This is a genomic window from Nocardia sp. NPDC001965, assembly GCF_053594175.1.
On record NZ_JBSFDZ010000013.1, the window covers coordinates 12439 to 37284 of the forward strand.

The following is a 24846-nucleotide window of genomic DNA, read 5'->3' on the forward strand; positions in this document are numbered from 1 at the left end:
TCGGACCGTGCGCATAAACTCGCTACACCAACCCCCGCCGAGCCATTGGGAGGAAGGACAGATCTTGGCCGCCTCGTCCGGATTCGTTCATCTGCACAACCACACCGAGTACTCGATGCTCGACGGTGCCGCCAAGATATCGCCGCTGTTCGCGGAGGCCGACCGGCTGGGAATGACCGCGGTGGGTATGACCGACCACGGCAATATGTACGGCGCGGCCGAGTTCTACCATTCGGCGAAGAAGGCCGGGATCAAGCCGATCATCGGCATCGAGGCCTATATCGCGCCCGGCTCCCGCTTCGACACCAAGCGCATCCAGTGGGGCGATCCCGGGCAGAAGAGCGACGATGTATCCGGTTCCGGCGCCTACACCCATATGACCATGGTCGCGGAGAACGCGACCGGCCTGCGGAACCTGTTCAAACTGTCCTCGCTGGCCAGTATCGAGGGCCAGCTCGGCAAATGGGCGCGGATGGACGAGGAGCTCATCGCCGCGCACGCCGAGGGCATCATCGCCACCACCGGCTGCCCGTCGGGCGAGGTGCAGACCCGGTTGCGGCTGGGGCACGAGCGGGAGGCGCTCGAGGCCGCCGCCAAATGGCAGGAGATCTTCGGCCGCGACAATTTCTTCCTCGAGGTGATGGATCACGGTCTGTCCATCGAGACCCGGGTCCGTCAGGGCCTGATCGAGGTCGGCCGGGCGCTCGACATTCCGCCCCTGGCCACCAACGACTGCCATTACGTCACCAAGGAACACGCGCGCAACCACGAGGCACTGCTGTGCGTCCAGACCGGTAAGACCCTGTCCGATCCCACCCGGTTCAAATTCGACGGTGACGGCTACTACCTGAAATCCGCCGACGAGATGCGCGCCCTGTGGGACGCGGAGATTCCCGGTGCCTGCGACAACACCGTCTGGATCGGGGAGCGGGTCCAGTCCTACGCCGAGGTGTGGGAGCACCGGGACCGGATGCCGGTCTTCCCGGTGCCCGAAGGCGAGGATCAGTCCGGCTGGTTGCGCAAGGAAGTGCACCGCGGCCTGGAACGCCGGTTCCCGAGCGGGGTGCCGCGCGAATACGTCGAACGTGCCGAGTTCGAGCTCGATGTCATCATCGAAATGGGTTTCCCGGCCTACTTCCTGGTGGTCGGTGACCTGATCAACCACGCCCGCGAGGTCGGTATCCGGGTCGGTCCGGGGCGCGGGTCGGCGGCCGGTTCGCTGGTCGCCTACGCGATGGGGATCACCAATATCGACCCCATTCCGCACGGGCTGCTGTTCGAGCGCTTCCTCAATCCCGAACGCGTGTCGATGCCCGATATCGATATCGACTTCGACGATCGCCGTCGCGGCGAGATGGTGCGCTACGCGACGGACCGCTGGGGCAGCGACCGGGTGGCCCAGGTCATCACGTTCGGAACGATCAAGACGAAGGCCGCCATCAAGGACTCCGCGCGAGTCCAGTTCGGCCAGCCCGGTTTCGCCATCGCCGACCAGATCTCCAAGGCGCTGCCGCCGCCGATCATGGCCAAGGACATCCCGCTGTCGGGGATCATGGATCCCGAGCACGAGCGGTACAAGGAAGCCGCCGAGGTCCGTGAGCTCATCGGCAGCAATCCCGATGTCGCGAAGATCTACGAGACCGCGCGCGGCCTCGAGGGCCTGATCCGCAATGCGGGCGTGCACGCCTGCGCGGTCATCATGTCCTCCGAGCCGCTGATGGACGCGATTCCGCTGTGGAAGCGGGCGCAGGACGGTGCCATCATCACCGGCTGGGACTATCCGTCGTGTGAGGCCATCGGCCTGCTGAAGATGGACTTCCTGGGCCTGCGCAACCTCACTGTCATCGGTGACGCACTCGACAACATCTCGTCGAACCGCGGTATCGACCTCGATATGGACAATCTCCCGCTCGACGATCCGGCCACCTACGAATTGCTCTCGCGCGGTGACACTCTCGGTGTCTTCCAGCTCGACGGCAGCGCCATGCGGGATCTGCTGCGCCGGATGCAGCCCACCGGCTTCGAGGACATCGTCGCGGTGCTCGCGCTCTACCGCCCCGGGCCGATGGGCATGAACGCGCACAACGACTACGCGGATCGTAAGAACGGCCGGCAACAGGTCAAGCCGATCCATCCCGAGCTGGAAGAGCCCCTGAAAGAGATTCTCGCCGATACCTTCGGCCTGATCGTCTATCAGGAACAGATCATGCAGATCGCGCAGAAGGTCGCCGGATATTCGCTCGGCCGAGCCGATATCCTGCGCCGCGCGATGGGTAAGAAGAAAGCCGAGGTGCTCGAAGCCGAATTCGAGGGCTTCGAAGCCGGTATGCAATCGAACGGTTTCTCCAAACCGGCCATCAAGGCATTGTGGGACACCATTCTCCCGTTCGCCGGTTACGCGTTCAACAAATCGCATGCCGCCGGCTACGGGCTGGTTTCCTTCTGGACCGCCTATCTCAAGGCGAATTACAAAGCCGAATATATGGCGGGTCTGCTCACCTCGGTCGGTGACGACAAGGACAAGGCCGCGATCTACCTCTCGGATTGTCGCAAACTCGGTATCACCGTGTTGCCGCCCGACGTGAACGAATCGGAGACCAACTTCGCCTCGGTCGGCGCCGATATCCGGTTCGGTCTGGGCGCGGTGCGCAATGTCGGTCAGAACGTGGTGAACTCGATCATCAACGCCCGCACCGAGAAATCGAAGTTCACCGATTTCTCGGATTATCTGAACAAGATCGACACCGTGGCCTGCACCAAGAAAGTCACCGAATCGCTCATCAAAGCCGGTGCGTTCGATTCGCTGAACCATCCCCGCAAGGGGCTGTTGCTGGTGCACTCCGACGCGATCGACGCCGTCATGTCCACCAAGAAGGCCGAGGCCATCGGCCAGTTCGATCTGTTCGGCGGGATGGGTGACGAGGGCGCCGATTCGGTGGCGTCGGTCTTCGATGTGAAGGTCCCCGACGACGAATGGGAGAGCAAACACCGCCTGGCGCTGGAGCGGGAGATGCTCGGTCTCTATGTATCCGGTCATCCGCTCAACGGGGTGGACCATGTACTCGCCGCCCAGGCCGATACCCAGATCCCCACGATTCTGGAGGGGGATATCAAGGACGGCACCCAGGTCACCGTCGGCGGCATCCTCGCCTCGGTGAACCGCCGGATCAACAAGAACGGCCTGGCCTGGGCCTCGTGCCAGCTCGAGGATCTCACCGGTGGTATCGAGGTGTTGTTCTTCCCGCAGGCCTACTCCGTGTACGGGATGGATGTGGTGGAGGACGCTGTCGTACTGGTGAAGGCCCGGGTCTCGATGCGGGACGACCGGATCTCGCTGATCGCCAACGATCTCGCCGTCCCGGATCTGTCGGCGATCGGGGTGGCGAAACCATTGGCGGTGACCATCTCCACCCGCATGTGCACACCCGACAAGATCGGTGAACTCAAGCGGGTGCTGTCGCGCCATCCGGGCACTTCGGATGTCCACGTCCGGCATGTGGGTGCCCGGGAGAAGACCACCCTGCTGAAACTGGACGACAGTCTGCGCGTGGAGCCCTCGTCGGCGCTCATGGGTGATCTGAAGGCGCTGCTCGGCCCGGGCTGCCTGGCGAGCTGAGCGCGGGGCGGCGCTGCGTGTCGTACACGCCGCCGCCCATTCCGGTACGGCCCGGCGGCGTTCACGGATCGACGGCCACCCCGACCGACTGCGTATCGAGGAACGCCGGGCCCTGCCCGCGGACGATCTCCAGCTCGCGAATACCGAATCCCGCGGTCTCGACCAGGGCCCGGATGTTCCGGTCCAGATGACAGCCGCCCGCGATGCGCTGCTGAAGCGGGTCGAGACGATGCTGCCAGCGCTGTACTTTCGGGTCCGGGGCCAGGCCGTGCTCGACGAAATGCAGGGTGCCGCCGGGAACGAGTACTCGCCGGATCTCCCTCAGCGCGGCCTCGATATCGGGAATGGTGCACATCGTCCAGGTCGACAGTGCGGTATCGAAACTGCTGTCCGGGAACGGGAGCGACTGCCCGTCCAGGCCCGCGCGTTCGATCGGGACCCGGGCCGTGGCGCGGCGCCGCGCGGACAGTTGCCAGCCCAGGTCGGCCGGTTCGACAGCGCTCACCGATTCCACCGCCGCGGCGTAGAAGGGCACGTTCAGCCCGGAGCCGAAGCCGAGTTCGACCACCCGCCCGGCCAATCCGGCGCAGACCCGCTCACGCAGCGGCTCGTTGGCCTTCATCCCGCAGGCCACGTTCACCAGGCGCGGTACGAAACGATCGCGATAGATTCCCACGCCTTCCACTCTGGCACCCCTGACCAGCGAAAGCTATGGGGACTCACCCTGATCCGCTATCCTGGCCCTGAGCTGAGGAGGTTGCTCATGCCCATCAGGTTCCGTAAACGCCAGTCCTTCGGACCGCTGAAGCTGAACTACACCCAATCGGGTCTGTCGTCGTGGAGTATCAAAATCGGCCCGTGGTCGTGGAACTCCCGGACGAAGAAGAACAGCGTCGATCTACCGGGGCCGCTGAGCTGGCGTCAGCGCTGACCCGGCCGGCCGTGACCGGAAACCGGCACGATCAGATCGGGCGCAGTTCGATCACCACACCGCCCTGCTGCCAGGTCTGGTAGATATCGGCCTTGTTCGGATTGCCCTCGGCATCGAAACCGATGCCGTTGTAGTCCGCATTGGTCTTGTTGTCACGGGCGATGATCTCGAACAGTCGCAGCACATCGTCGGCTTCGGTGTACACGATCGGGTCGAACCGCTCCGGACGCCCGCCGCGGGTGACGGCGAGCGGAGTACCGGGTGCCAGATTCTTCACCCACGGTCGCAGCGCTGTCCCGATGAGCAGCGTCTGCCCGTGGGTGGTGTAGGCCACCGGAATGTCGTAGGTGTTCCCGGACTTGCGGCCCACCACATGCAGGGTCGCCAGTCGTTTCCCGACCACCCCGGACAGGCCCGGGACGCGTAGCAGGGTACGGACCACCCGGTTGGTCACGCCCTGGGCCCGGCCGATGGGCTTGGGTCCGCTGGTGGTCGGTGTGCCGTACGGGTTGCCGGTTCCGGAGTCCTCGCTCATGGGTTCCAGTATCGTCGCCTCAGAGCACCTGGTCGAGAAACCTTCGCAGCCGCGGTGTTTCGGCATTGTCGAATACCGCGTCCGGGCTGCCGGATTCCACCACCAGACCGCCGTCCATGAACACCACGTGGTCGGAGACGCTGCGGGCGAATCCCATCTCGTGGGTGACCACGATCATCGACATACCGCCCGCGGCCAGATCCGACATCAACGCGAGCACACCTTTGACCAGCTCCGGGTCCAGTGCCGAGGTGGCCTCGTCGAAGAACATGATGTCCGGTTCCATGGCCAGCGCCCGCGCGATCGCCACCCGCTGCTGCTGGCCGCCGGAGAGGTTCGCGGGCCGGGAATCGGCCTTGCCGGTGAGGCCCACCACCTCGAGCTGTTCCAGTGCCAGGGTGCGGGCTTCGTCCTTGGACAGGCCGCGTAGCTTCCGCGGGCCCAGCGCGATGTTCTCGGCGACCGTCCGATGCGGGAACAGGTTGAACTGCTGGAACACCATCCCGATGCGCCGGCGCAGCCGGTCCGGATTCTCGGTGAGTACCGAATCGCCGTCGAGCAGGATATCGCCGGAATCGGGTTCGTGGAGCCGGTTCAGCACCCGCAGCAGGGTGGATTTCCCGGAGCCCGACGGGCCGATCACGGTCGTGGTCCTACCCGCATCGACGTGCACGTCCACCCCACGCAGGATGTGGTTGCCACCCAGCCGCAGGTGCAATCCGGTGCCGGTCAGTGAGGCACTCATCGGTTACCCCCGCCCTTCGGTGATGGTGGCCTGCTCGACCTGGTCGATCGGCTGATCTGGGCGGCCGGTGCGCATCCGCCGGTCGATGTAGTTCACCAGATGGGTGAGTGGGATGGTCAGCACCAGATAGACCAGACCGGCGGCCACCAGCGGTGACAGGTTACCGGTCTGGGCGTTGAGGTCGCGGCCGACGGCGAACAGTTCGCGCTGGGTGGCGAGCAGACCGAGGAAGTAGATCAGCGACGAATCCTTGATCAGCGCGATGAACTGGTTCATCAGCGCGGGCAGTACCCGGCGCACACCCTGGGGGATCACCACCAGAGTCATCGCCTGCCGGTACCCGAAACCGACCGCGCGGGCCGCCTCCAGCTGGCCCGGCTCGACCGACTGGATTCCGGAGCGGAAGATCTCGCCGATATAGGCCGAGGCCAGCAGGGCCAGCGCCACCGCGCCGAGCCAGTAGGGGTTGTTGCCGGTGAGGCCACTGACCACCGGTCCGATGCCGAGGCCGATGAGCAGGATGATGACCACCGCGGGCAGACCGCGGAAGATATCGGTGTACACCCGGGCCGGCCAGCGCAGCCAGCGAGTGCGCGAAATGCCGGCGACCGCGAGCAGCATGCCGATCAGGGTGCCGAGCGCACCGGAGACCAGCGCCAGGATCAGGGTGTTGGGCAGGCCGGTCTCGAGCAGGTCCGGGAAGGCCTGCCGGTAGAGCGACCAGTCGAAGAAGGTGTCCCGCAGTTGCTGCAGGGTCGATTTCGGAGCCTGGACCGTCTGCTCCTGCGGACCGCGTTCGGCCGCAATCGCGGCGAAATCCGGTAGCTGCGGGGCGGGCGCGGCCTTCGAACCCGGTTTCCAGCCCGGCGGCATCTCGCGCGGGACCCAGTCGCTGTAGAGCCGGGCGTAGGTGCCGTCGGCGATCACCGCGTCCAGTCCGGAGTTGAGCGCGTCGATCAGCGGAGTGTTGTCCTTCGCGACCGCCCAGCCGACGAAATTGTCCAGGCTGAACGAGTTCTCCACCACCGAGGTCGCATCCCCCGGCGCGATTGCGCCCTCGGCCTGCGCCGACGGGGCCACCCAGGCATCCACCTGGCCGGTCTTCACATTCGCGTAGGCGGTGTTGTAGTCGGGGAACTTCACCGGGTCCAGGCCCAGCTGGTTGACCACGTACTCGTCCTGAACGGTGCCCTGCACCACCGCGACCCGGGAACCGGGGCCCAGGTCGGCGAATCCGTGGACCGGGCTGCCGTCCTTCACGACCAGCGAGAAGTAGCCGAAATCGTAGCCGTTGGTGAAACCGACCATTTCGCGGCGGGCATCGGTGGTGGTGATGTTGGAGGAGCCGACGTCGAACCGCTTACCCGCGACCTGGGCGAGCAGTCCGGCGAATTCGGTGCCGGAGAACTCGACCCGCAGGCCGATCTTCGCGGCTACCGCGCGCAGCAGTTCGTTGTCGAAGCCGGTGAACGCACCGGCGGAGTTCACGCAGATACTCGGCGGCGCGTCGGAGAGTGTGCCCACACTCAGGACGCCCGGCCGGATCAACCCCAGCCGCGCGGTGTCCACGGCCGTCGGCGGCTCGGTGGATGCGGTGGTGAACCGGTCTTCTTTGCCGGCGCCCGGCGCGGACAGATTCGCGGGTGCGGCCGACGCCGCCTCCGGTCCCGGTGGCGCGCACAGGTCACGGGTGGCGCTGTCACCGCCGCCGCCGCTGCCGCACGCGGTCGCCAGGAGAGCGACGGCGAGCAGTAGCGCGGCGAGCAGCGCACGGGAGCGCGGGGCGGGCAGACCAGGCATGATCGACAACACTAGCTGCCGGTCCCGTCCGGTTCGGGAACCCGGTCGGGGTACGGCGGCACCCGGACCGGGCCCGCGGTCAGCCGGCGGCGAAGAAGGTGCGGGGTACCTCCACCAGCATCGTCTGCAATTGCCGCTCCTCGATACCGCGATCGAGCACGTAGGGGAAGACGTCGTCGAACAGGTGGGTGTAGTGCCACTGCGGCAGGACCGCCGCCCGGGTGGCGGGTTCCATCCAGTCGATATAGCAGCTGGAATCCTGTGAGAGGACCATCCGTTCGGCATACCCGCGGCGCACCATCTCGATGAGGGTGTCGGCGCGCGCCTCGAAGGTGGTCTCCAGGTTGATCCCGAAACGATCCATACCGAGGACGAAACCGGAGTCGGCGAGGGCGGTCAGATAGTCCAGGTCGGTGGTGTCGCCACTGTGCCCCAGCACGATCCTGGCCGGGTCGACGCCCTCCTCGGTGCACAGGACGCGTTTGACCTCGAAACCGGTACCGGATTCGGGGTGGGTGTGCACGGTGATCGGCACCCCGGTCTCGTGATGGGCCCGGGCCACTGCCCGCATCACCCGTTCGACGCCGGGCGTCAGCCCCTCCGCGTCGATCGCGCATTTGAGCATGCCGGCGCGGACACCGGTGCCGGCGATACCGTCGCGGATATCGCCGACGAACATATCGACCATCGGGTCGGGAACGTGCGTGCCGACCAGCGGATCCAACGCCGGACCGCGGTAGTGGAAGAAGAACGGGACGTCGTTGTAGGTGTACAGGCCGGTGGCCACGACCAGTTGCAGCGGCACCCGTTGCGCGATCTGCGCGATCCGCGGGATATAGCGGCCCAGCCCCACCACGGTCGGATCCACGATCGTGCGCACGCCGGCGTCGTAGGCGAGGGTCAGCTGCCGGACCGCGTCCTCGACCCGCTCCTCCTCCGACCCCCACTCCTGCGAATAGTTCTGCTGTACATCGGAACTGAGTACGAAGACGTGTTCGTGCATCAGGGTGACACCGAGGTCGGCGGTGTCCACGGCGCCGCGGACGGTCTGGATCGAGGGCACAGAGGACTCCTTGAAGAGGGCAGCGCGCAGCGCGAGGACACCGGCACGACGGATGGTTTCCAGAATCCGCGACACCACCCGTGGCGGGCGCGGCGATTCGATCTCCGGCGAACCATCTACTCAGGTGGACACCGGTTTTCGGGGATGACTGAACCCTACGATGCCGGCCCGGGGCGCGACCATATCCCGGCCGCATGAAAGGTCGGCCCGCATTTGTGCGCGCAGCACAGAGCCCGGGCCGGGCAGTGTCGTGCGGCGGGAATCCGGCGGTGTGCGTCCGGCCGGCCGGCGCGAGTTCAGCTCTGGGTCGGCTCCGTGCGCAGCACCGCGGTGCCGAGCAGATGGGTGGCCTGCAGAGCAAGTCGTGGATACAGGTCCGCGCCGGGGGTGTCGGTGCTCACGCCGATGAGATTGAGAGCCTGCCGGACGCGGTACTGGACGGTATTGCGATGGACGGCCAGCCGGGTGGCGGCCGCCGCGTAACTCCGGTTCCCGGCGAGGAATACGCGCAGTGTTTCGCGCAGCCAGAGATTGCGCTCGTTGTCCACCGCGAGCTCGCCGAGTTGGTCGGCGACGAATTCCCGCAGCGTATCGATATCGTTCGCCAGCAGGGCGACGGCCGATACATCGGGGTAGCAGACGACCCGGGCGCCGTGCTCCCCGCTCAGCAGCGCGAGTTTACGCACCCGGTCGGCCTGGGCCGCGGTCCGCCGGAAGCCGGCGACCCCGGTGTCGTAGCCGCTGATCGCCACCCGGACCGGCAGCGCCCGATCCGACAGCAGCCGTTCGATCACCGCGCTGTCGACGGCCGGTTCGTGCGGCAGGGCGAACCACAGCCGGGCTTCGTGTTCGTCCACCGGTACCAGCAGGGTGCCGTTGGCACGGTCGAATACTGTGCCCAGGGCGATCCGGAGATGGTCGAAGACCTCTACCGCGGTGGAGGCGTCGATATGCGGGTCGGTCCAGGTGTCGACTGCGAGGTGCCCGCGCGCGAGCGGATACTGCAGGGCCTGCTCCGCCGCGTCGATATCGGTGGTGGTGCCGTTGAGCAGCCGGGTCACCCACTGCTGCCGCAGCCCGCCCCGGTTGCCGACCCACCGGTCGCGTTCTTTCTCGTAGGCGACACCGACCTGCTCGCAGACCCGATCGATATAGACCGAGGTGCGGTTGACTATATGGACGATGGCCGAGGTGGTGATCGGTCCGCCGCCGCCGAACTCGATGGCGTAGCGCATACCGGTGTCCAGGAATCCGGCCTGCCCCACCCGGTAGGCCCGGATCAGCGCCGACGCCGGGACATCGCGCTGGGCCAGTATCCGGGCATAGACCAGGGCCCGTTCCGGGGCGCGGACATCGTCTTCGCCGGCCTCGTTCTGCAGATACTGCAGAACTTCCATCAGATTGTCGGTCGTCCCCGCTTCCATCAGTTCGCGCAGCCGCTCGTCCCGGTCGAGTATCGGCACCTGGGTGCGCATCAGATGCGACAGCTCGTCGACGAACTGGTCGCGGTCCCGGAGGAAGGTCTGCGCGACCAGTGCGACCACCTCTTCGGTGCTGCGCGCCACCTGTTGTTGTTCCACAGCAGTAATGATCGCGCGCTGGGCGGCCGGACCGCCGCCCGGGCGGCGGCAACGGTGCGTCGGATGCTCCGGCTGGTGCGCGCCACAGTCCGGTACGGACCGAACCGGTGCCGCGCCGGTCACTGCCGGATAGAGTCGGCGGGCGACGCGGGGCCGTGTACCGGACCGTACGCGGTGCTGCTGTTGTTGTTCGATCGAATCGGTACGGGGGGCTCCATGAAGATCGCTGCCGGTGACCCCGGGTGGTACGACGCGTGTTCTCCCGACGAACGCGCCGCCACGGTGGCGCTGGCCGCCTCCCGCCGGACCTGGGCGCTGGTGTGGTCGGTCGTCACCGGCGCAGGTCTCGCGCTCGCCGTTTTCGTGCTGATCGCCGGTCTGCTCCCACTGCGCCGGCCGCCCGCGGCGGTGCCGGGGGCGGTGCTCGCGGTGGCGGTGGGTTCGCTGCTGCTGGACCTGGCGGTGCTGCTGGTCAACGGGACCGCCTGGCAGCGGGTCCGGCAGGTGTTCGCCGGCGCCGCGCCGGACGAGGTGGTGCGGCCCTTCCGCCGGTTGCGGTGGCTGCCCACCTCACTGGTCTCGCTGATCGGGACGGCGGCGATGCTGATGGTCGGGATCTACCCGCTCGCCCGCTACGGCGACGCCGGTTTCCCGGGATTGTCGGTCGCCGACTGGTCGGCGGCGGCCGTGGCGGTGCTCTGTGTGCTGTGCGGATTGTCGACCATGTGGTTGAAGGTCATCCTGCGGCCGACCTACGCCGGACGGTAGGGACCGCGCGTGCTGCGGTACGGCCCGGCGCGGGTCGGCCCGCCGGCCTCAGTTCAGCGGGCTGCGCCGTTCCAGCAGGACGGCATCGCGCCAGCGCCCTTCCGACCGGCCGCTGCGCTCCCGGATCCCGACGGTGCGGAAACCCGCCGCGTGGTGCAGCGAGATACCGGTCCGGTCGTCCGGGAAGACGGTGGTCTGCAGTGCGCGCAGACCCGCGTTCTCGGCGGCCGTGATCTGCTGCCGCAGCAGTGCGGTGCCGACGCCGCGGCCCTCGAGCGCGTCGTCGACCATCACACAGCTGTCGGCCACATCCCGGTAGAACTCGTGACCCGAGACCGGGGTCAGGGCCGCCCAGCCCGCGATCCGGCCGTCGGCCTCGGCGACCCAGCGATGCCCGGGCAGCCACTGGCGATCGAGGGCGTCCCGGTCGGGTGCGTCGGCCGCGACCACGGTGGGGTAGGAGGTACCGCGCGCGGCGTAGATGACGCGGACGGGCTCCCAGTCGGCATCGGTCATCGCCCGGACTGTCACGTCGCGGGGGAGGTCGTCGGGGCACAACGGCTGCGGAGTGAGGATGCCCATCACCGCGTCGGCGGTATGCGGCAGCTCGGTGCAGCGGTGCGGATTGACGGTGACGAGGGTGGCGGTGCCCTCTTTGTGTACTGTCACGAACCCGGCGTCGGTGAGTTTGCGGACATGGTGGGAGACGGTGGGCTGTCCGATACCGAGTGCTTCGGCGATTTCGCCGATGTGGATTCCGGCGGGGCTCGTGGCGACCTGGTGCAGTAACCGGACCCTTGTCGGGTCGGCCAGGCAGGAAAACCAGCCTGCGTAGATGGTCGCGTCGGCGACCGGGAGCGCGTCGCCGCGCACCTGGTCCCGCACGACCGGCGGTTCCAAGGAGGTCATGGGGTCACTATATCGGCGGAGCATATTCGATCCGAGAAAGTCGTCTTTCACATGTTTATCAAGTGTCGTCGATATTGTCGGCCGGCGGTTCGGGGAGGTGGTGGTGTCGCTGGTGCGGCCGGCCGGTCCGCATCTCCCGGAATATGCCCTCGAACGGGTGATCCGCGTGATACGGCGGACGATCGGTACTGCCGGGACGAGAATCGGCCCGCGCGGCGTGGTGGCCCGATTTCCGGCCCGGAACCCGGATGGAAATTCTTTACCGATTCGTTTCCTGAAGAGACCGGAATTCCCGGTCGAACCCCAAAAGTTGTCCACATCGAATTGTCCGGGCGATAGCTGTCCGGGACGATCGCGCTCGGGTGTCGGCGTGTACCCGGTCCGGCGACCGGTTCCGGCGTGCCGACCTCGGCAGCTGTGGCCGCGTCCCGGCGGAACACCGTCCGGGACGCCATTGCCGGAAGCATCGGATGACCTTACTGTGTAAGGATGGGCAGTGTCGCTTATTCCGGCAACGCCGGAGCAGAATTCCGGCGGCTGACGTCCGCTTTCACCCGGGTCTACGGTGGCCGGAAGGGCGTAGGCGCGGCGCTGGCGGTGTACCGGCACGGGGAACCGATTCTCGACATCTGGACGGGAGAGTCGGCACCGGACCGGCCCTGGACTCGTGATACCGGCGCGGTGGTGTTCTCGGCGACCAAGGGCATCGCCGCCACCGTCGTCCACCGGCTCGCCGACCGCGGTCTCATCGACTACGACGCCCCGGTCTGCGAATACTGGCCCGAGTTCGGCTGCAACAACAAGGATCGGATCACTGTCCGCCAGGTTCTCACCCATTCCGCGGGCCTGTCGGGGGTCGGTGCCCTGGCCGCCCAGGGCGCCGAACTGCTCGACCACGACCTGATGGCCGAACGGCTGGCCGCCGCCGCCCCCGACCGGCTGCTCGGGGTTCCGGCCTATCACGCGATGACGTTCGGCTGGCTGCTGGCCGGCCTGACCCGGGCGGTCACCGGGGTGAGCATGAAGGAACTGTTCCAGCGGGAAGTCGCCGTACCGCTGGGTACCGACGGCGTACACCTGGGCCGCCCGCCCGCGGGTTCGGTCACCGTGGCGGCGGAGAGCTTCGGCTCGGGGTTCTCCTTCGCCGGCACCCCGCGCGGTTCCCGGCTGGTCACCCTGCTGCAGGGCATCCCCGGCGCACTGGGCGTCAGCAGCCGCTCACTGTTCATTCCCGGAGCGGAAGCGATCCTCACCGGGCCGAACCCGCCACTGCTGGACAGCGAGATGCCGGCCGCCAACGGTGTGTGCAGCGCCGACGGCCTGGCCGCGGTATACGAACCGCTCGCCTGTAACGGCCTCGCCGGGGGTCGGCGGTATCTGTCCGGTGCCGCCGTGCAGGCCATCCGCCGGATCGAGCGGTACCGGCCCGACACCGGGCTCTTCCTCTACATGGGCCCGCTGTGGCATCTGGGGTACCACTCGATGCCCACGGTCGGCGCCCCGCGCGGCTTCGGCCATATCGGCTTGGGCGGTTCGTTCGGCTGGGCGGATCCCGACAGCGGTATCTCGCTCGGTTTCGTGCACAACCGGCTCGCCATGGAGACCCTCGCCGTGGATCAGCCCGCGTTCGCCTGGCTGCTCCCGCTGGTCATGTCGGGAGCGCGCTCGGCGTCCCGGATCGGCCGCGGCGCTGCCCGCGAGGCCGCGGCCTGATCGCTCAGGTCAGGTAGCGGTAGGCCGGGGAACCCGGATCCAACCGCTCGCACTGGATGGGCGAGTGGGTGATCCGGTCCAGCAACGGTTGCAGACCGGCGCGTTCGCCCAGTTCGATACCGACCAGCGCGGCACCGGTCTCGCGGTTGTTGCGTTTGACGTATTCGAACAGGGTGATGTCGTCTTCGGGGCCCAGTACCTCGTCCAGGAACCGCCGCAACGCGCCGGGTTCCTGCGGGAAGTCCACCAGGAAGTAGTGCTTGCGGCCCTGGTGGACCAGGGAACGCTCGATGACCTCACCGTAACGGGAGACATCGTTGTTCCCGCCCGAAACCAGGCAGACCACGGTGGAACCGGGTTCGGGCGGCGATTCCAGCAGTGCGGTGACCGCGAGCGCGCCCGCGGGTTCGGCGATGATCCCCTCGTTCTGGTACAGCTCCAGCATCGCGGTGCAGATCGCTCCCTCGTCCACCCGCAGCAGATGGAAGGGCCCGGCGTCGCCGGGGAGATCGGTCGAGATGAGCAGCGGTAGCGAACCGTGCGATATCACCCGCCCGCCGAAACCGGCGACAGCGTCGTAGGGCACCTGGCCGACGCGGCGTACCGCGGCGCCGTCGACGAACGGGTCCACCTCGGGCAGCGTGACGGGTCGGCCGGCGACCAGTGCCGCGGTCATCGAGGCGGCGCCCGCGGGCTCGACCGCGAGGATCGCGGTTTGCGGTGCGCGTTCGCGCAGGTAGGTGCCGATTCCGGCGAGGCATCCGCCACCGCCGACCGGGACCACCACCAGATCCGGCGCGGCGCCGAGCTGGTCCAGTATCTCTGCGGCGATGGTGCCCTGGCCCGCGGCGGTGCGGGTGTCGTCGAACGGGGGCACCATGGTCGCTCCGGTCCGGGCGACATCGGCGGCGGCGGCCGCGGCGGCGGCGTCGAAGGTTTCGCCTACGGCGATCAGTTCCACGGATTCGCCACCGTGCACCCGGATCCGGTCGCGCTTCTGCCTGGGAGTGGTGGTGGGGACGTAGATCCGGCCGGTGATCCCCATGGCCCGGCAGGCGAACGCGACACCCTGGGCGTGGTTGCCCGCACTGGCCGTGACAACCCCGGCGGCGCGTTCGGAATCAGTGAGCTGGACCACCAGGTTGTATGCGCCGCGCAGCTTGTAGGACCGCACCACGGTGAGATCCTCGCGCTTCAGGTACACCTGAGCGCCGGTCAGCTGGGATAGGCGCGGGCATAGTTGTAGGGGAGTGGGCTCGATAATGTCGGCGATGCGTTTGGCTGCGGCGTCGATCTCGTCCGCGGACAACGCGGGACGGGCTTCTGGCAGGTGAGTGAGCACATCGGACACCCGGTCCATGCTGCCACCCACCGCTGCCGGAGCATGCGGCGGGTGGCTCTGTCCTGCGTTTTCGTTCATCGGGGCGGCGTGGGACCGGGCACCCGGTATTGCGCCGGGATCCGTCAGCGCGGGGTGAGAACGAAAACTGGGATCTGGCGATCGGTCTTGAGCTGATAGTCGGCGTAGGGCGGGTAGGCGGCGACCGCCCGCCCCCACCAGAGCGCCTTCTCCTCGCCGAACACCTCACGGGCGGTGTAGTCCTTGGTGACGGTGCCGTCCTGCAGTTCCACATGCGAGTCGGCGACCACGTTGTGGTACCAGACGGGGTGCTTCGGGGCGCCGCCCAGCGAGGCCACGACCGCGTATTCGCCGTCGTGCTCGACCCGCATGAGGGCGGTCTTGCGGAGCTTTCCGGTCTTGTTGCCGGTGGTGGTCAGCACCACCACCGGCATGCCCTGCATGGTGGTGCCCTCGGTACCGCCGGACTGTTCGATCCTCTCGGCCTGTTCACGGGCCCAATCGGATGTGGACGGTGCATACTCTCCGGTCAATGGCATGTCTGCGAAACGCCCCGAGCGGGGTCTGTTGTTCCCCGGTCACTCCGACCTGGTGAGATCGGCGATCCGGCGTGAGGGCCGGGGCCGGTCGCCCCGGCGTTATATGTGTGCGGGAAGACAAAAGTTCGATGGACCGAACACTGCTGTTACGGGTAGCCTGAAGCAATGACCGCCTCCCATCTCACCGCCCCGCACGCAGTTCGCGGCGCGGCGGTCGTCGATATCGCGGGGTCGCGCTGGCCGGTGTACAAGCTGGAGGCGCTCGGCGCGGGGTTGCTCGTCTTCCTGGCGCTGGCCGTGGTCCTCGGTTCGGTGCAGGTCGCAGTGCTGTTCGGTGCTGCCGTGGGTGCGCTGCTGTGGACCACCGGCCGCTGGCGTGCGACCCGTCGGTAGCCATACGGGTTCCCGCCCGCCGCCCTGCCGGGAACTGTGCCGCGCGGCAGCTTCCCGTACTAGTCTGGGCCGAGTTGAACACACGTCCACTTGGTTCCGGATCGAGGTATCCGGGTCCCCGAGGTACACGCGAGCCGATTCATGACCGATCGAGTACATGCCTTCACCGACGACGCGCTGGGCGAACACGACGCGGTGGCATCGGCCGCGCTGGTCCGCGACGGTGTGGTGAGTCCGGACGAACTGACCCGCGCGGCGCTGGCCCGGCTCGAGGCGGTGAACTCGCGCCTGAACGCGATCGCGTACCGGGCGCCCGTCCCACGGGCGGCCGCGACTGGCGACGGCGCCTGGTTCGGCGTGCCGACCTTCGTCAAGGACAACGCCGATGTGGCCGGACTGCCGAGCCGGTACGGTAGCGCGGCGATCACCCCCCACCCCGCCGGCAAGGACGACCGGTTCACCGCGCAGCTGCTGAGCACCGGGGTGACCGTGCTGGGTAAAACGACCATGCCCGAATTCGGATTCACCTCGACCACCGAGTTCGAGAACGGCGAACCTACCCGCAATCCGTGGCACACCGGGTACACGGTCGGCGGATCCTCGGGCGGATCGGCCGCACTGGTCGCCGCCGGTGTGGTTCCGGTGGCCCACGGCAACGACGGCGGCGGTTCGCTGCGGATACCGGCGGCCTGTGCGGGACTGGTGTCGCTCAAACCGAGCCGCTTCCGGCACCTGGACAATGCGCAGGCGCGGCAGTTGCCGATCAAGCTCGTTTCCGAGGGGGTGCTGTCCCGGTCGGTCCGCGATCAGGCGGCCTATTACGCAGCGGCCGAAAAGTACTGGCGCAATCCGAAACTCCCGCCGATCGGCATCGTCGAGGGCCCGGCGGAGCGCACGCTGCGGATCGGCCTGCTGACCACGGCGGCGAACGGTCTGGAACCCGACGCCGAGACGCTGGCGGCGGTGACCGCGACCGCGGGGGTGCTGGCGGCCGCGGGGCATACGATCGAGCCGATGGCCTCGCCGGTCTCGGGGCAACTCGTCGCCGACTTCCTGCAGTACTGGGGATTCCTGGCGCAGATGTCGGAAGTCACCGGGAAACTGAGCCACGGCCGGTCCTTCGACGCTGCCCGGCTCGAGACCTTCACCAAAGGGCTGGCCGCGTCCTTCCGCCGGCGTCTGCTCGCCACCCCGGGCGCGCTGTACCGCCTGAACCGCGCCCGCGCCGACTACGATGCCGTGCTCACCCGCTACGACGCGATCCTCTCGCCGGTGCTCACCCACACCACACCCGAGATCGGTTATCTGAATCCGGGGGTGCCGTTCGCCGAATCGATCGAGCGGGTCACGAATTTCGTGGGGTACACGCCCATCAACAATGTCACCGGTTCGCCGTCCATCGCCGTACCGGCCGGGCTCACCGCGGGCGGGCTACCGATCGGGGTGATGCTGAGCGGCGCCTACGGTCGCGAGCGCACTCTGCTGGAACTGGGTTTCCTGCTGGAGGCGCAGGCACCGTTCCCCCGGATCGCCGCCGCGGCCACCGAGTCCTGACCGCCGGCCCGAATCGAGTCAGCGGACCAGGAGCGCGACCGGAAGCCGGGCGAACAGTTTTTCGATGCGCGCGCGGTTCTGGAACGTATGACCGGTGAGACGGTCGGTCCAGGAGCCGCTGGACAGTTCGAGATAGGTATCGCCCCAGCCGGTTTCGCCGATCGCGACACTGTGCCGGGTGACGGCCACGATGATCTCCGGTTCCGACCCGGCCTGGCCGCGGGCGTAGGCGACCAGTTTGTCGGCGTGCTCGCCGAGCCCGAATACCGGCGTGTAGGTGCCGCCGACGAAACATTCCGGGCGTTCCCGGCGCAGCCACAGCGCGTAGGCGACCAGCCACATCTTGGCCGCGCCCGTGATGTCCAGCGGCGGAGTGGTGGTGAGAGTGTGCAGCATTGCGGCCCGGGATCCGAAATCGACCGGCCGCCGATTGTCCGGATCGACCAGCGAATCCTCCCAGATCTCGCAGCCCTGGTAGATATCCGGAATTCCCGGCGCACACAGCTGCAACAGTTTCTGGGCCAGCGAATCGGACCAGGCGTGCGGCGCGAGATCGTGGGCGAGGTCGGTGAGCTGACGCCCGACCGGTCCTTCGATCACCTGATCGAGCCACGCGTGCACGGCATTCTCGAATTCGGTATCGGGTTCCTCCCAGGATGTGTGCTCGCCGGATTCGCGCATCGCCTTCTCGGCGAAACGGTGCACCCGGTCCCGCAACCCCGGTACCGACGGTGCCGGACGGCCGTCGGCCGGCCACATCCCGAACATGTTCTGCAACAGGAACAGCGCGGTGGCGCCGTCCGGCGGCGGGAGCTTCTCCAGCCACAGGGTCACCGCCCGCGCCCACATCCGCGGTACCTGCGACAGGACTCCGATCCGGGCCCGCACATCCTCGCCGCGTTTGGTGTCGTGGGTGGACAGTGTGGTCATCGACGCGGGCCAGCGACGGGCCCGCGATGCGTTGGCCAGGTGGAATTCGTTGACCGTGCGGCCGAAACGGGCCGGATTGCCGCCGATCTCCTGGAGCGAGACCAGCCGGACCGCGCGGTAGAACAGAATGTCCTCCACAGCTTTCGCGCCGATCGCATTGCTCACTTGATGGAACCGGGTCCATGCGGTTCCGCCCGCCACCAATGCCGTCACCAGGACGGCCAGCGGTACCCGCAGCTCGGCGTTGCGCTTCTCCACCTCGGCGACGACCGCGCTGATCATCCCGGCCAGCGGGGTGTAGTCGGCCCGGGCGACGGGCAGGAACGACAGCACCTCGATGGTGGCGTTGGTGAGGGCCATGGTGTCGAAATCCGCGGCCCCCGCGTCGGCTTTGATCGCCGCGACCAGGCGCCGCATCTCGGGGACGAGAATGCTCTCGGCCACCGCCCGTTTGATGCGATGCTCCTTCTCACCGACCCATACCCGGTCGCTGCCGTGGCCGGTGATGTGGCGGGACAGTTCGGTCAGGATCTGCTCCCCGGCGGGTTCGAGCAGGACGCCGCCGAAATCGGCGATGCCGTCGTAGCCGGTGGTCCCGTCGATCGGCAGGGTGGGGTCGAGCGGCTCGCGGTTGGCGAGCGTCTTCTCCACCAGTAGCAACCGGTTGGGTCCGATCAGCTGCCGCAGGCGTTGCAGGTAGCCGGCCGGGTCGGCGAGGCCGTCGGGATGGTCGACCCGGACGCCGTCGATCAGATCGTGTTCGCACCAGGCCGCCAGTTCGCGGTGGGTGGCCTCGAAGACTCGCGGGTCCTGCTGGCGGAGCGCGGCCAATCCGCTGATCGAGAGGAACCGGCGGTAACCGCACATCCCGGATTTCCAGCTCACCAGCCGGTAGTGCTGTTTGTCGTGGATACGCAGCGCGTTGTCGCCGTCGGTACCGGGAGCGATGGGGAAGCGCAGTTCGTGCAGGGCGAGCAGCGGTTCGGGGCCGGACCGGTCGACGGTGAGCGCGGCCGGGTCGTTGGCACCGCGCAGGACCGGGAGCGCCAGGCGGCCGCCCACACCGTTGCCCGGGCTCCAGTCGATATCGAAGAACGAGGCGAACTGGGATTTCCGACCGTATTGCAGCACATGCCACCACCACAGGTTCTGCTGCGGATCGGCGACCCCGACGTGGTTGGGTACCAGGTCCATGATCAGGCCCATTCCGCGGTTGTGCGCCTCGTCGGCGAGAGCCTTCAGACCGAGGGGGCCGCCCAGGGCGGCGGATACGGTGGTCGGGTCGGTGACGTCGTAGCCGTGGGCGGAGCCGCGGGCGGCGGTCATCACCGGGGAGAGGTAGATATGCGAGACACCCAGTTGCTGAAGGTATTCGGCGGTGGCGGCGGCCTGGGCGAAGGTGAGTCCGTCCGGGCGCAGCTGTAGCCGGTAGGTGCTGCGGACCGGAGTGACGCGCGGTTGGCGGTGGAAGCTCGGCGGGTCTGCGGGCATACGTTTCTCGGTCGGGGTCCTGAGGAGCGCGGCGGGCGGGGAGGCGCCGGATCCGGCGGCGCGGGTGCGGGGACCGGCGTCGGCGTGGATGCTCGGCATCGGCCGACGACCGGTACTGCTCGGGCTATGGCACCGGCGGTGCCGCTGCCTCGGTCGTCGAATCGGACGCGTGCATGGACATGACATTAGCGCCATTGCGGCGCGCGGATGGCAGGGGTCGCCGGCCGATTGTTCAGCTCGGGTCGCCGGGGGCGGTCCATCGCTTCGCATAGCCGGTTCGCCGGGCGATTGCGGCGAGGCTGCCGAATACGGCGCGTTGGAGCACGGCCGGGATTCCGGCGAGGTAGCCGTCCTGTAACTCCCAGAGCAGGGCGAGTGCCAGCGGATTGCGCGGCACCCCGGAGTTCGTGGTGGCACCGGCGCGATCCAGGGTGCTCCAGAAAGTGAACATATCGAGATGGCGCAACGGTGGCCGGATCTCGTGATCGAGCACGGTATCGGCCGCCGCGCTGCGGAACTCGTGCACGGTACGGGCCGCCGCGCGCACCGTATCGCCGGGGCCGGCGGTGACCTCGCGTCCGTCGATGCGGAAGACGAGAGTGCCCTGCCGCACTGTCCATGCCTCGGTGAGTACGGGGTGCCAGTGCGGGCCCGCCTGCCGCCCGGGGGTGGGCAGTTCGTGCCGCAACCTGAGATACGGGCCGGTCTCGTCGGTGCCCTCGGCGAGGACGGTGACCCGGTGGCCGTTGCGGAAGGTGATGACCCGGTCTGGCATGGGTCAATTAGAAAGGTAACCTTCTTGATATGTCAACCCACCCGCAGCCCTCGCTGCTGAAGCTGCTCACCCTGGCCACGAAGGCGGTCGAAACCGAACTGCACGGCGAACTGCGCGCGCGGCTGTCCGGTGAGCTGCGCCCGGCGCACTATGCGGTGTTCCGGTATCTGGATCCGGCGGGATCCCGGGTCGGCGAACTGGCCGAGGCCGCGGGCATGACGCAGCAGTCGATGGGCGAACTGGTCGGGCAACTGGAACGTGCCGGATTGGTGTACCGGCGGGTCGACCCCCGGGACGGGCGCGCCCGGCAGGTGGTGTGCACGGAGGCCGGCCGGGCGGCTCTCGGGCTGGCCGGGGAGCGGATCCGGCTGATCGAGGACCGGATCCGGGCGGATGTGGGGGAGGCCGGGGCCGTGGAGTTGCGCCGGTTGCTCGCCCGGGTGGTGGCGGTGCTGGACGGTTCGGCGTGAGGGCCGAGACCCGGGTTGGTAACTTGAACGGCGTTCAAGGTTTCGTACGGCCGGATCCGGTCGCACTACGACGTGGAGGACCGCCGTGCTCGTCGCACCCGCAGAACTCACCGCCGCGCAGATCTCCGAACTCGACGCGCGCTACGTATGGCACCCCTACGGGGGCTTCCCGCCCAGCACCGAACCGCTCGTGGTCGCCGCGGCCGCGGGTACCCGGCTGACCCTGGCCGACGGGCGGGAGCTGGTGGACGGGATGAGCTCGTGGTGGGCCGCGGTGCACGGCTATCGCCACCCCGTACTCGACGAGGCGCTGGTGGCGCAATCGCGCCGGATGAGCCACGTGATGTTCGGCGGCCTCACCCACGAACCGGCCGCCCGGCTGTGCGAACTACTGGTGCGCCACACCCCTGACGGGCTCGACCGGGTGTTCCTCTGCGATTCCGGCTCGGTCTCGGTGGAGGTCGCGGTGAAGATGTGCCTGCAGTACTGGCGGTCGGTGGGCCGTCCGGGCAAACGCCGCCTGCTCACCTGGCGCGGCGGATATCACGGCGACACGTTCACGCCGATGAGTGTGTGCGATCCGGCGGGCGGGATGCACGCGCTGTGGACCGATGTCCTGACCGAACAGATCTTCGTTCCCGCCCCGCCCCGCGACTACCACGACGACTACGTCCGGGAACTCGAGACCGCGGTGGCGCAGCACGCGGCCGAACTGGCGGCGATCGTGGTGGAACCGGTGGTCCAGGGGGCCGGCGGGATGCGCTGGCACGACCCCCGCTACCTGGCCGATCTGCGACGTCTCTGCGATGAGCACGGGGTGCTGCTGGTGTTCGACGAGATCGCGACCGGATTCGGCCGCACCGGAACCCTTTTCGCCGCCGAGCAGGCCGTCGTCTCGCCGGATGTGATGTGTGTGGGCAAGGCGCTCACCGGCGGGTACATGACACTCGCCGCGGCCCTGTGCACCGCCGAGATCGCCGAGACGATCAGTGCCGCGCACGGCGGTCTCATGCACGGCCCGACCTTCATGGGCAATCCGCTGGCCTGTGCCGTCGCGGTCGCGTCGGTGGAACTGCTGCTGTCGCGGGACTGGCGCGGTGAGGTGGCGCGGATCGGTGCCGGATTACGGGCGGGCCTGGCTCCCGCCCGGGATATCGCGGGTGTGTCCGAGGTGCGCATACTGGGCGGTATCGGGGTGATCGAACTGCAGCGGCCGGTGGATATGCGAGCGGCGACCGCGGCCGCCGTCGACGCGGGTGCCTGGATCAGACCGTTCCGGAACCTGATCTACGCGATGCCGCCCTACATCAGCGATACCGCCGATATCGCGACCGTCACCGCCGCCATGGTCGCGGCGGCCCGCACCGGCTCCTGAGCACCGCGACCGCCGCCGCCCCCGGCGGCGGGATGCCACCGGGGGCGGTACCGGGCCCGGCCCGATCAGCGAGGTTCGGTCGATGACCGGGAATCGTCGTGCCGGGTACCGGTTTCGGCGAACGCCCGTGCGTAGCGGGTCCCGGCGACGAGGAGGAGCACACCGACCACGAGAAACGCCGTCACCCGGACGAGTCCGTCGAGGGTGGCCAGGTCGAACAGGAACAGTTTCGCCAGCGCCGCGGCCGTGACCAGCAGGCCGGATCCGAGCGCGATCTTGGCGGTGGTCGGCGTCTCCGCGCTCAGCGAACGCAGACCGTAGAGCAGCGCGGCCAGTGCCCCGGCCATCCAGGCGATGGTGGCGATACTGTGTCCGACCACGAAACCGTCGGCGAGACCGGCGATCACCCCCAGCGATACGGTGGCCGCGGTCACCAGATACAGCGCCGCGAGGCTGGCGCCGATCCACAGCAGTGAGGAGCGGGTGCCGGCGGCGGCCGGACCGCCGGGAAGCCGCGGCGCGCCGGTCCCGGTGAACCGGCCCGACCCCCACAACGCCACCGCGACCACCGCGAGTCCGGCGACCGCCGAGGCCGCGGTACCGGCCGACAGTTCACCGACGGCGATCCGTTCGTCCGCCAGCGTGCCCGGTCCCGCGATCACGAGGAACGCGAGGCCACCGAGGGCGGCGTACCCGGCGCCCAGCGCCGCCGCCACCCGGTTGTGGGTGCGGCCCGCGATCGTCAGATGGCAGCCGGCGACGAGGAACAGGCCCAGTGGCAGCGTGGCCTCGGTGGTCACACCCCAGCAGGTCTCCAACAGGGCGAAAGAACCCGCGACGGCCGCGACCGTGGCCGTATGACCCGGGATGCGGGCGATATCGCCGATCTTCGGCAGTAACGGGGTCGCGGCAAGAGCCAGTAGTACGACCGCGTACACCGATGAGATCACCGTCGCGGCCGGTGGACCGAACAGCGCGGGGGCGGCGAGCAACGGTGTGGTGGCCAGGGCGCAGGTCAGGGTGGCGACGATATCGCCGGGCCACTGCCGGACCACGAGCACCGTACCCGCCAGACCGACCGTGGCGATCGCGACCGCCGCCACCAGGACCAGGATCGATCGGCCGGGGTCGTCTGTGCCGATCGCCGCGGCGACGACGGCGATCTGGGTCGCGAGGACGGCCGGGACGGTGCGCACGAGGTGCAGATACGGCCAGTCGTGCCGGTATTGCACCGGTACACAGGCCAATTGGAGCACGATCAGGAACGCGAGCAGCGACAGTTCGGTGCTCACGAACGGCGCCAGCACCGCCGCTGCGCCGACGACGAGAACCGCCAGCGACTGGGCGCGCCATTGCACCGCCAGGCCCAACCCGGCAGCCGCCACCCCGAGTGCGACCGCGAAGCCCGGTACCGGATGCAGCCAGTCGTAGATCGTGGTCGTCGCGACGACATCCAGGTAGGCGCCCGCGAAACCGGTAGCGGCCAGCGCGATCCCGCCGACCCGGCCGCCGGTGCGCCGGTAGACCCGCATACCGGCTCCGACGAGGGCAGCCGAGAACGCGGCCCCGGCGATCACCCGCGGGACCGGCCCGAAGATACCGGCCTGAGCGGCCAGCACCAGCAACATCACGACTCCGATGAGGGTCACCGCCACACCCGCGACCGCGAGCAGCCGGCTGATCACGCCCTCGCGTTGCCACCACGGCGTGCGGGGTACGGCCGGACGGCCGGGCGGACGGGGTGGTGCGGGCGGCCGGTCCGGGTGAATCGGGTATGCCCCGGCATATCTGCTGTGCGGCGGCGGAACCGGCCACGACTGCCGAGGAGCACCGGGCGCCGGGACACCCCACGGGGCGTGGCCGGGGGGAACCGGCGTCGCACCCGCTGGTGGAACGCGGTGCCCCGGTGCCGGGGTGGCCCCCGCACCGGGCGTCCCCGCCGCGGCCGGTGCGGGGGCGGATCCGGTAGTTTCCGTCGCCGGAGTCGCCGGAGTCGCGGTACCGGGTTCGGTCGACGGCCCGGCGGTGATGCCGGTAGCCGCCGCGTCCGATCGCGCCGGGGCCGCCGCGCGCACCTGCCGGTGCAGATCCTCCAGATCACGGCCGAGAGTGCTCAGCTGACCGCCGAGCGCGGTGAAATCTCCGGCCATGGTGGTGAACTCGCCGGACAGGCGGGCGACCAGCGCCGGATCGATCGAAGTCGTCATGATTCGATGGTCGGCCGCACACGGGTCGGACGGATGAGTAGGACTACTCGGGCCGGGGCCGGGATCTACCCGATTTCCGGTGGCCGCCGACC

At 68.4% G+C, this 24846-nt stretch carries 20 protein-coding genes; 8 read left to right on the forward strand and 12 right to left on the reverse strand.

What is annotated here, in order from left to right; genetic code table 11:
- Nucleotides 1–64: 64 nt before the first annotated feature.
- Nucleotides 65–3616 carry a DNA polymerase III subunit alpha gene (gene dnaE, locus ACWCPQ_RS19405; RefSeq protein WP_449900640.1) on the forward strand — a complete coding sequence of 1184 codons (3552 nt, stop codon included), beginning with the start codon at nucleotides 65–67 and terminating at the stop codon, nucleotides 3614–3616.
- A gap of 61 nt (nucleotides 3617–3677) precedes the next feature.
- On the opposite strand, the gene ACWCPQ_RS19410 is transcribed toward dnaE, so the two are convergent.
- The gene (locus ACWCPQ_RS19410) at nucleotides 3678–4292 is read right to left on the reverse strand and encodes a class I SAM-dependent methyltransferase (protein WP_449900642.1); all 615 of its coding nucleotides are present in this window, start codon (nucleotides 4290–4292) and stop codon (nucleotides 3678–3680) included.
- Nucleotides 4293–4379: 87 nt separating this feature from the next.
- On the opposite strand from ACWCPQ_RS19410, the gene ACWCPQ_RS19415 reads away from it, so the two are divergent.
- A complete protein-coding gene (locus ACWCPQ_RS19415; RefSeq protein ID WP_081877120.1) occupies nucleotides 4380–4547 on the forward strand; it encodes a DUF4236 domain-containing protein in 168 nt (55 codons plus the stop codon).
- A gap of 31 nt (nucleotides 4548–4578) precedes the next feature.
- Here the strand turns inward: ACWCPQ_RS19415 and ACWCPQ_RS19420 are convergent, their stop codons facing one another.
- From ACWCPQ_RS19420 to ACWCPQ_RS19440, 5 genes are all read right to left on the reverse strand, one after another.
- Entirely contained in the window at nucleotides 4579–5082 is a 504-nt protein-coding gene (locus ACWCPQ_RS19420) for a hypothetical protein (protein WP_449900645.1), read from the reverse strand.
- Nucleotides 5083–5101: 19 nt separating this feature from the next.
- Nucleotides 5102–5827 (reverse strand): amino acid ABC transporter ATP-binding protein, encoded by a 726-nt coding sequence (locus ACWCPQ_RS19425; protein ID WP_449900648.1) that lies wholly within the window; start codon nucleotides 5825–5827, stop codon nucleotides 5102–5104.
- A gap of 3 nt (nucleotides 5828–5830) precedes the next feature.
- A complete protein-coding gene (locus tag ACWCPQ_RS19430; protein ID WP_449900650.1) occupies nucleotides 5831–7627 on the reverse strand; it encodes an ABC transporter substrate-binding protein/permease in 1797 nt (598 codons plus the stop codon).
- A gap of 79 nt (nucleotides 7628–7706) precedes the next feature.
- Nucleotides 7707–8690, reverse strand: a complete 984-nt coding sequence (locus ACWCPQ_RS19435; RefSeq protein ID WP_449900652.1) for a phosphotriesterase family protein — start codon at nucleotides 8688–8690, stop codon at nucleotides 7707–7709.
- 296 nt (nucleotides 8691–8986) lie between these two features.
- A complete protein-coding gene (locus tag ACWCPQ_RS19440) occupies nucleotides 8987–10270 on the reverse strand; it encodes a PucR family transcriptional regulator (protein ID WP_449900655.1) in 1284 nt (427 codons plus the stop codon).
- A gap of 216 nt (nucleotides 10271–10486) precedes the next feature.
- On the opposite strand from ACWCPQ_RS19440, the gene ACWCPQ_RS19445 reads away from it, so the two are divergent.
- Entirely contained in the window at nucleotides 10487–11038 is a 552-nt protein-coding gene (locus tag ACWCPQ_RS19445; RefSeq protein WP_449900657.1) for a hypothetical protein, read from the forward strand.
- 48 nt (nucleotides 11039–11086) lie between these two features.
- On the opposite strand, the gene ACWCPQ_RS19450 is transcribed toward ACWCPQ_RS19445, so the two are convergent.
- Nucleotides 11087–11947, reverse strand: a complete 861-nt coding sequence (locus ACWCPQ_RS19450; protein WP_449900659.1) for a helix-turn-helix domain-containing GNAT family N-acetyltransferase — start codon at nucleotides 11945–11947, stop codon at nucleotides 11087–11089.
- A gap of 489 nt (nucleotides 11948–12436) precedes the next feature.
- Between ACWCPQ_RS19450 and ACWCPQ_RS19455 the strand changes: the two genes are divergently transcribed.
- The gene (locus ACWCPQ_RS19455) at nucleotides 12437–13660 is read left to right on the forward strand and encodes a serine hydrolase domain-containing protein (RefSeq protein WP_449900660.1); all 1224 of its coding nucleotides are present in this window, start codon (nucleotides 12437–12439) and stop codon (nucleotides 13658–13660) included.
- A gap of 4 nt (nucleotides 13661–13664) precedes the next feature.
- On the opposite strand, the gene ilvA is transcribed toward ACWCPQ_RS19455, so the two are convergent.
- Both ilvA and ACWCPQ_RS19465 read right to left on the reverse strand, forming a co-directional pair.
- The gene (ilvA, locus tag ACWCPQ_RS19460) at nucleotides 13665–15020 is read right to left on the reverse strand and encodes a threonine ammonia-lyase IlvA (RefSeq protein ID WP_449900957.1); all 1356 of its coding nucleotides are present in this window, start codon (nucleotides 15018–15020) and stop codon (nucleotides 13665–13667) included.
- 104 nt (nucleotides 15021–15124) lie between these two features.
- Nucleotides 15125–15559: a nitroreductase family deazaflavin-dependent oxidoreductase gene (locus ACWCPQ_RS19465; RefSeq protein WP_449900662.1), complete on the reverse strand. Its 435-nt coding sequence runs from the start codon at nucleotides 15557–15559 to the stop codon at nucleotides 15125–15127.
- Nucleotides 15560–15724: 165 nt separating this feature from the next.
- Between ACWCPQ_RS19465 and ACWCPQ_RS19470 the strand changes: the two genes are divergently transcribed.
- Nucleotides 15725–15952 carry a hypothetical protein gene (locus ACWCPQ_RS19470; protein WP_449900664.1) on the forward strand — a complete coding sequence of 76 codons (228 nt, stop codon included), beginning with the start codon at nucleotides 15725–15727 and terminating at the stop codon, nucleotides 15950–15952.
- Nucleotides 15953–16093: 141 nt separating this feature from the next.
- Complete coding sequence (locus tag ACWCPQ_RS19475) at nucleotides 16094–17506, forward strand: amidase (RefSeq protein WP_449900665.1); 1413 nt, start codon at nucleotides 16094–16096, stop codon at nucleotides 17504–17506.
- Nucleotides 17507–17524: 18 nt separating this feature from the next.
- Here the strand turns inward: ACWCPQ_RS19475 and treY are convergent, their stop codons facing one another.
- Together treY and ACWCPQ_RS19485 are read right to left on the reverse strand one after the other, a co-directional pair.
- The gene (gene treY, locus ACWCPQ_RS19480) at nucleotides 17525–19927 is read right to left on the reverse strand and encodes a malto-oligosyltrehalose synthase (protein WP_449900667.1); all 2403 of its coding nucleotides are present in this window, start codon (nucleotides 19925–19927) and stop codon (nucleotides 17525–17527) included.
- Nucleotides 19928–20159: 232 nt separating this feature from the next.
- Nucleotides 20160–20702, reverse strand: coding sequence for a cupin domain-containing protein (locus ACWCPQ_RS19485; RefSeq protein ID WP_449900669.1), 543 nt, complete (start codon nucleotides 20700–20702; stop codon nucleotides 20160–20162).
- Nucleotides 20703–20731: 29 nt separating this feature from the next.
- Here ACWCPQ_RS19485 and ACWCPQ_RS19490 point away from each other — a divergent pair, with 29 nt between their 5' ends.
- Nucleotides 20732–21172, forward strand: coding sequence for a MarR family winged helix-turn-helix transcriptional regulator (locus ACWCPQ_RS19490; RefSeq protein ID WP_449900671.1), 441 nt, complete (start codon nucleotides 20732–20734; stop codon nucleotides 21170–21172).
- 85 nt (nucleotides 21173–21257) lie between these two features.
- Nucleotides 21258–22547, forward strand: coding sequence for an adenosylmethionine--8-amino-7-oxononanoate transaminase (locus ACWCPQ_RS19495; RefSeq protein ID WP_449900673.1), 1290 nt, complete (start codon nucleotides 21258–21260; stop codon nucleotides 22545–22547).
- A gap of 65 nt (nucleotides 22548–22612) precedes the next feature.
- Here the strand turns inward: ACWCPQ_RS19495 and ACWCPQ_RS19500 are convergent, their stop codons facing one another.
- On the reverse strand, nucleotides 22613–24754 hold the full coding sequence (locus tag ACWCPQ_RS19500) for a DUF2339 domain-containing protein (RefSeq protein ID WP_449900676.1): 2142 nt from the start codon (nucleotides 24752–24754) through the stop codon (nucleotides 22613–22615).
- Between the last annotated feature and the right edge of the window lie 92 nt (nucleotides 24755–24846).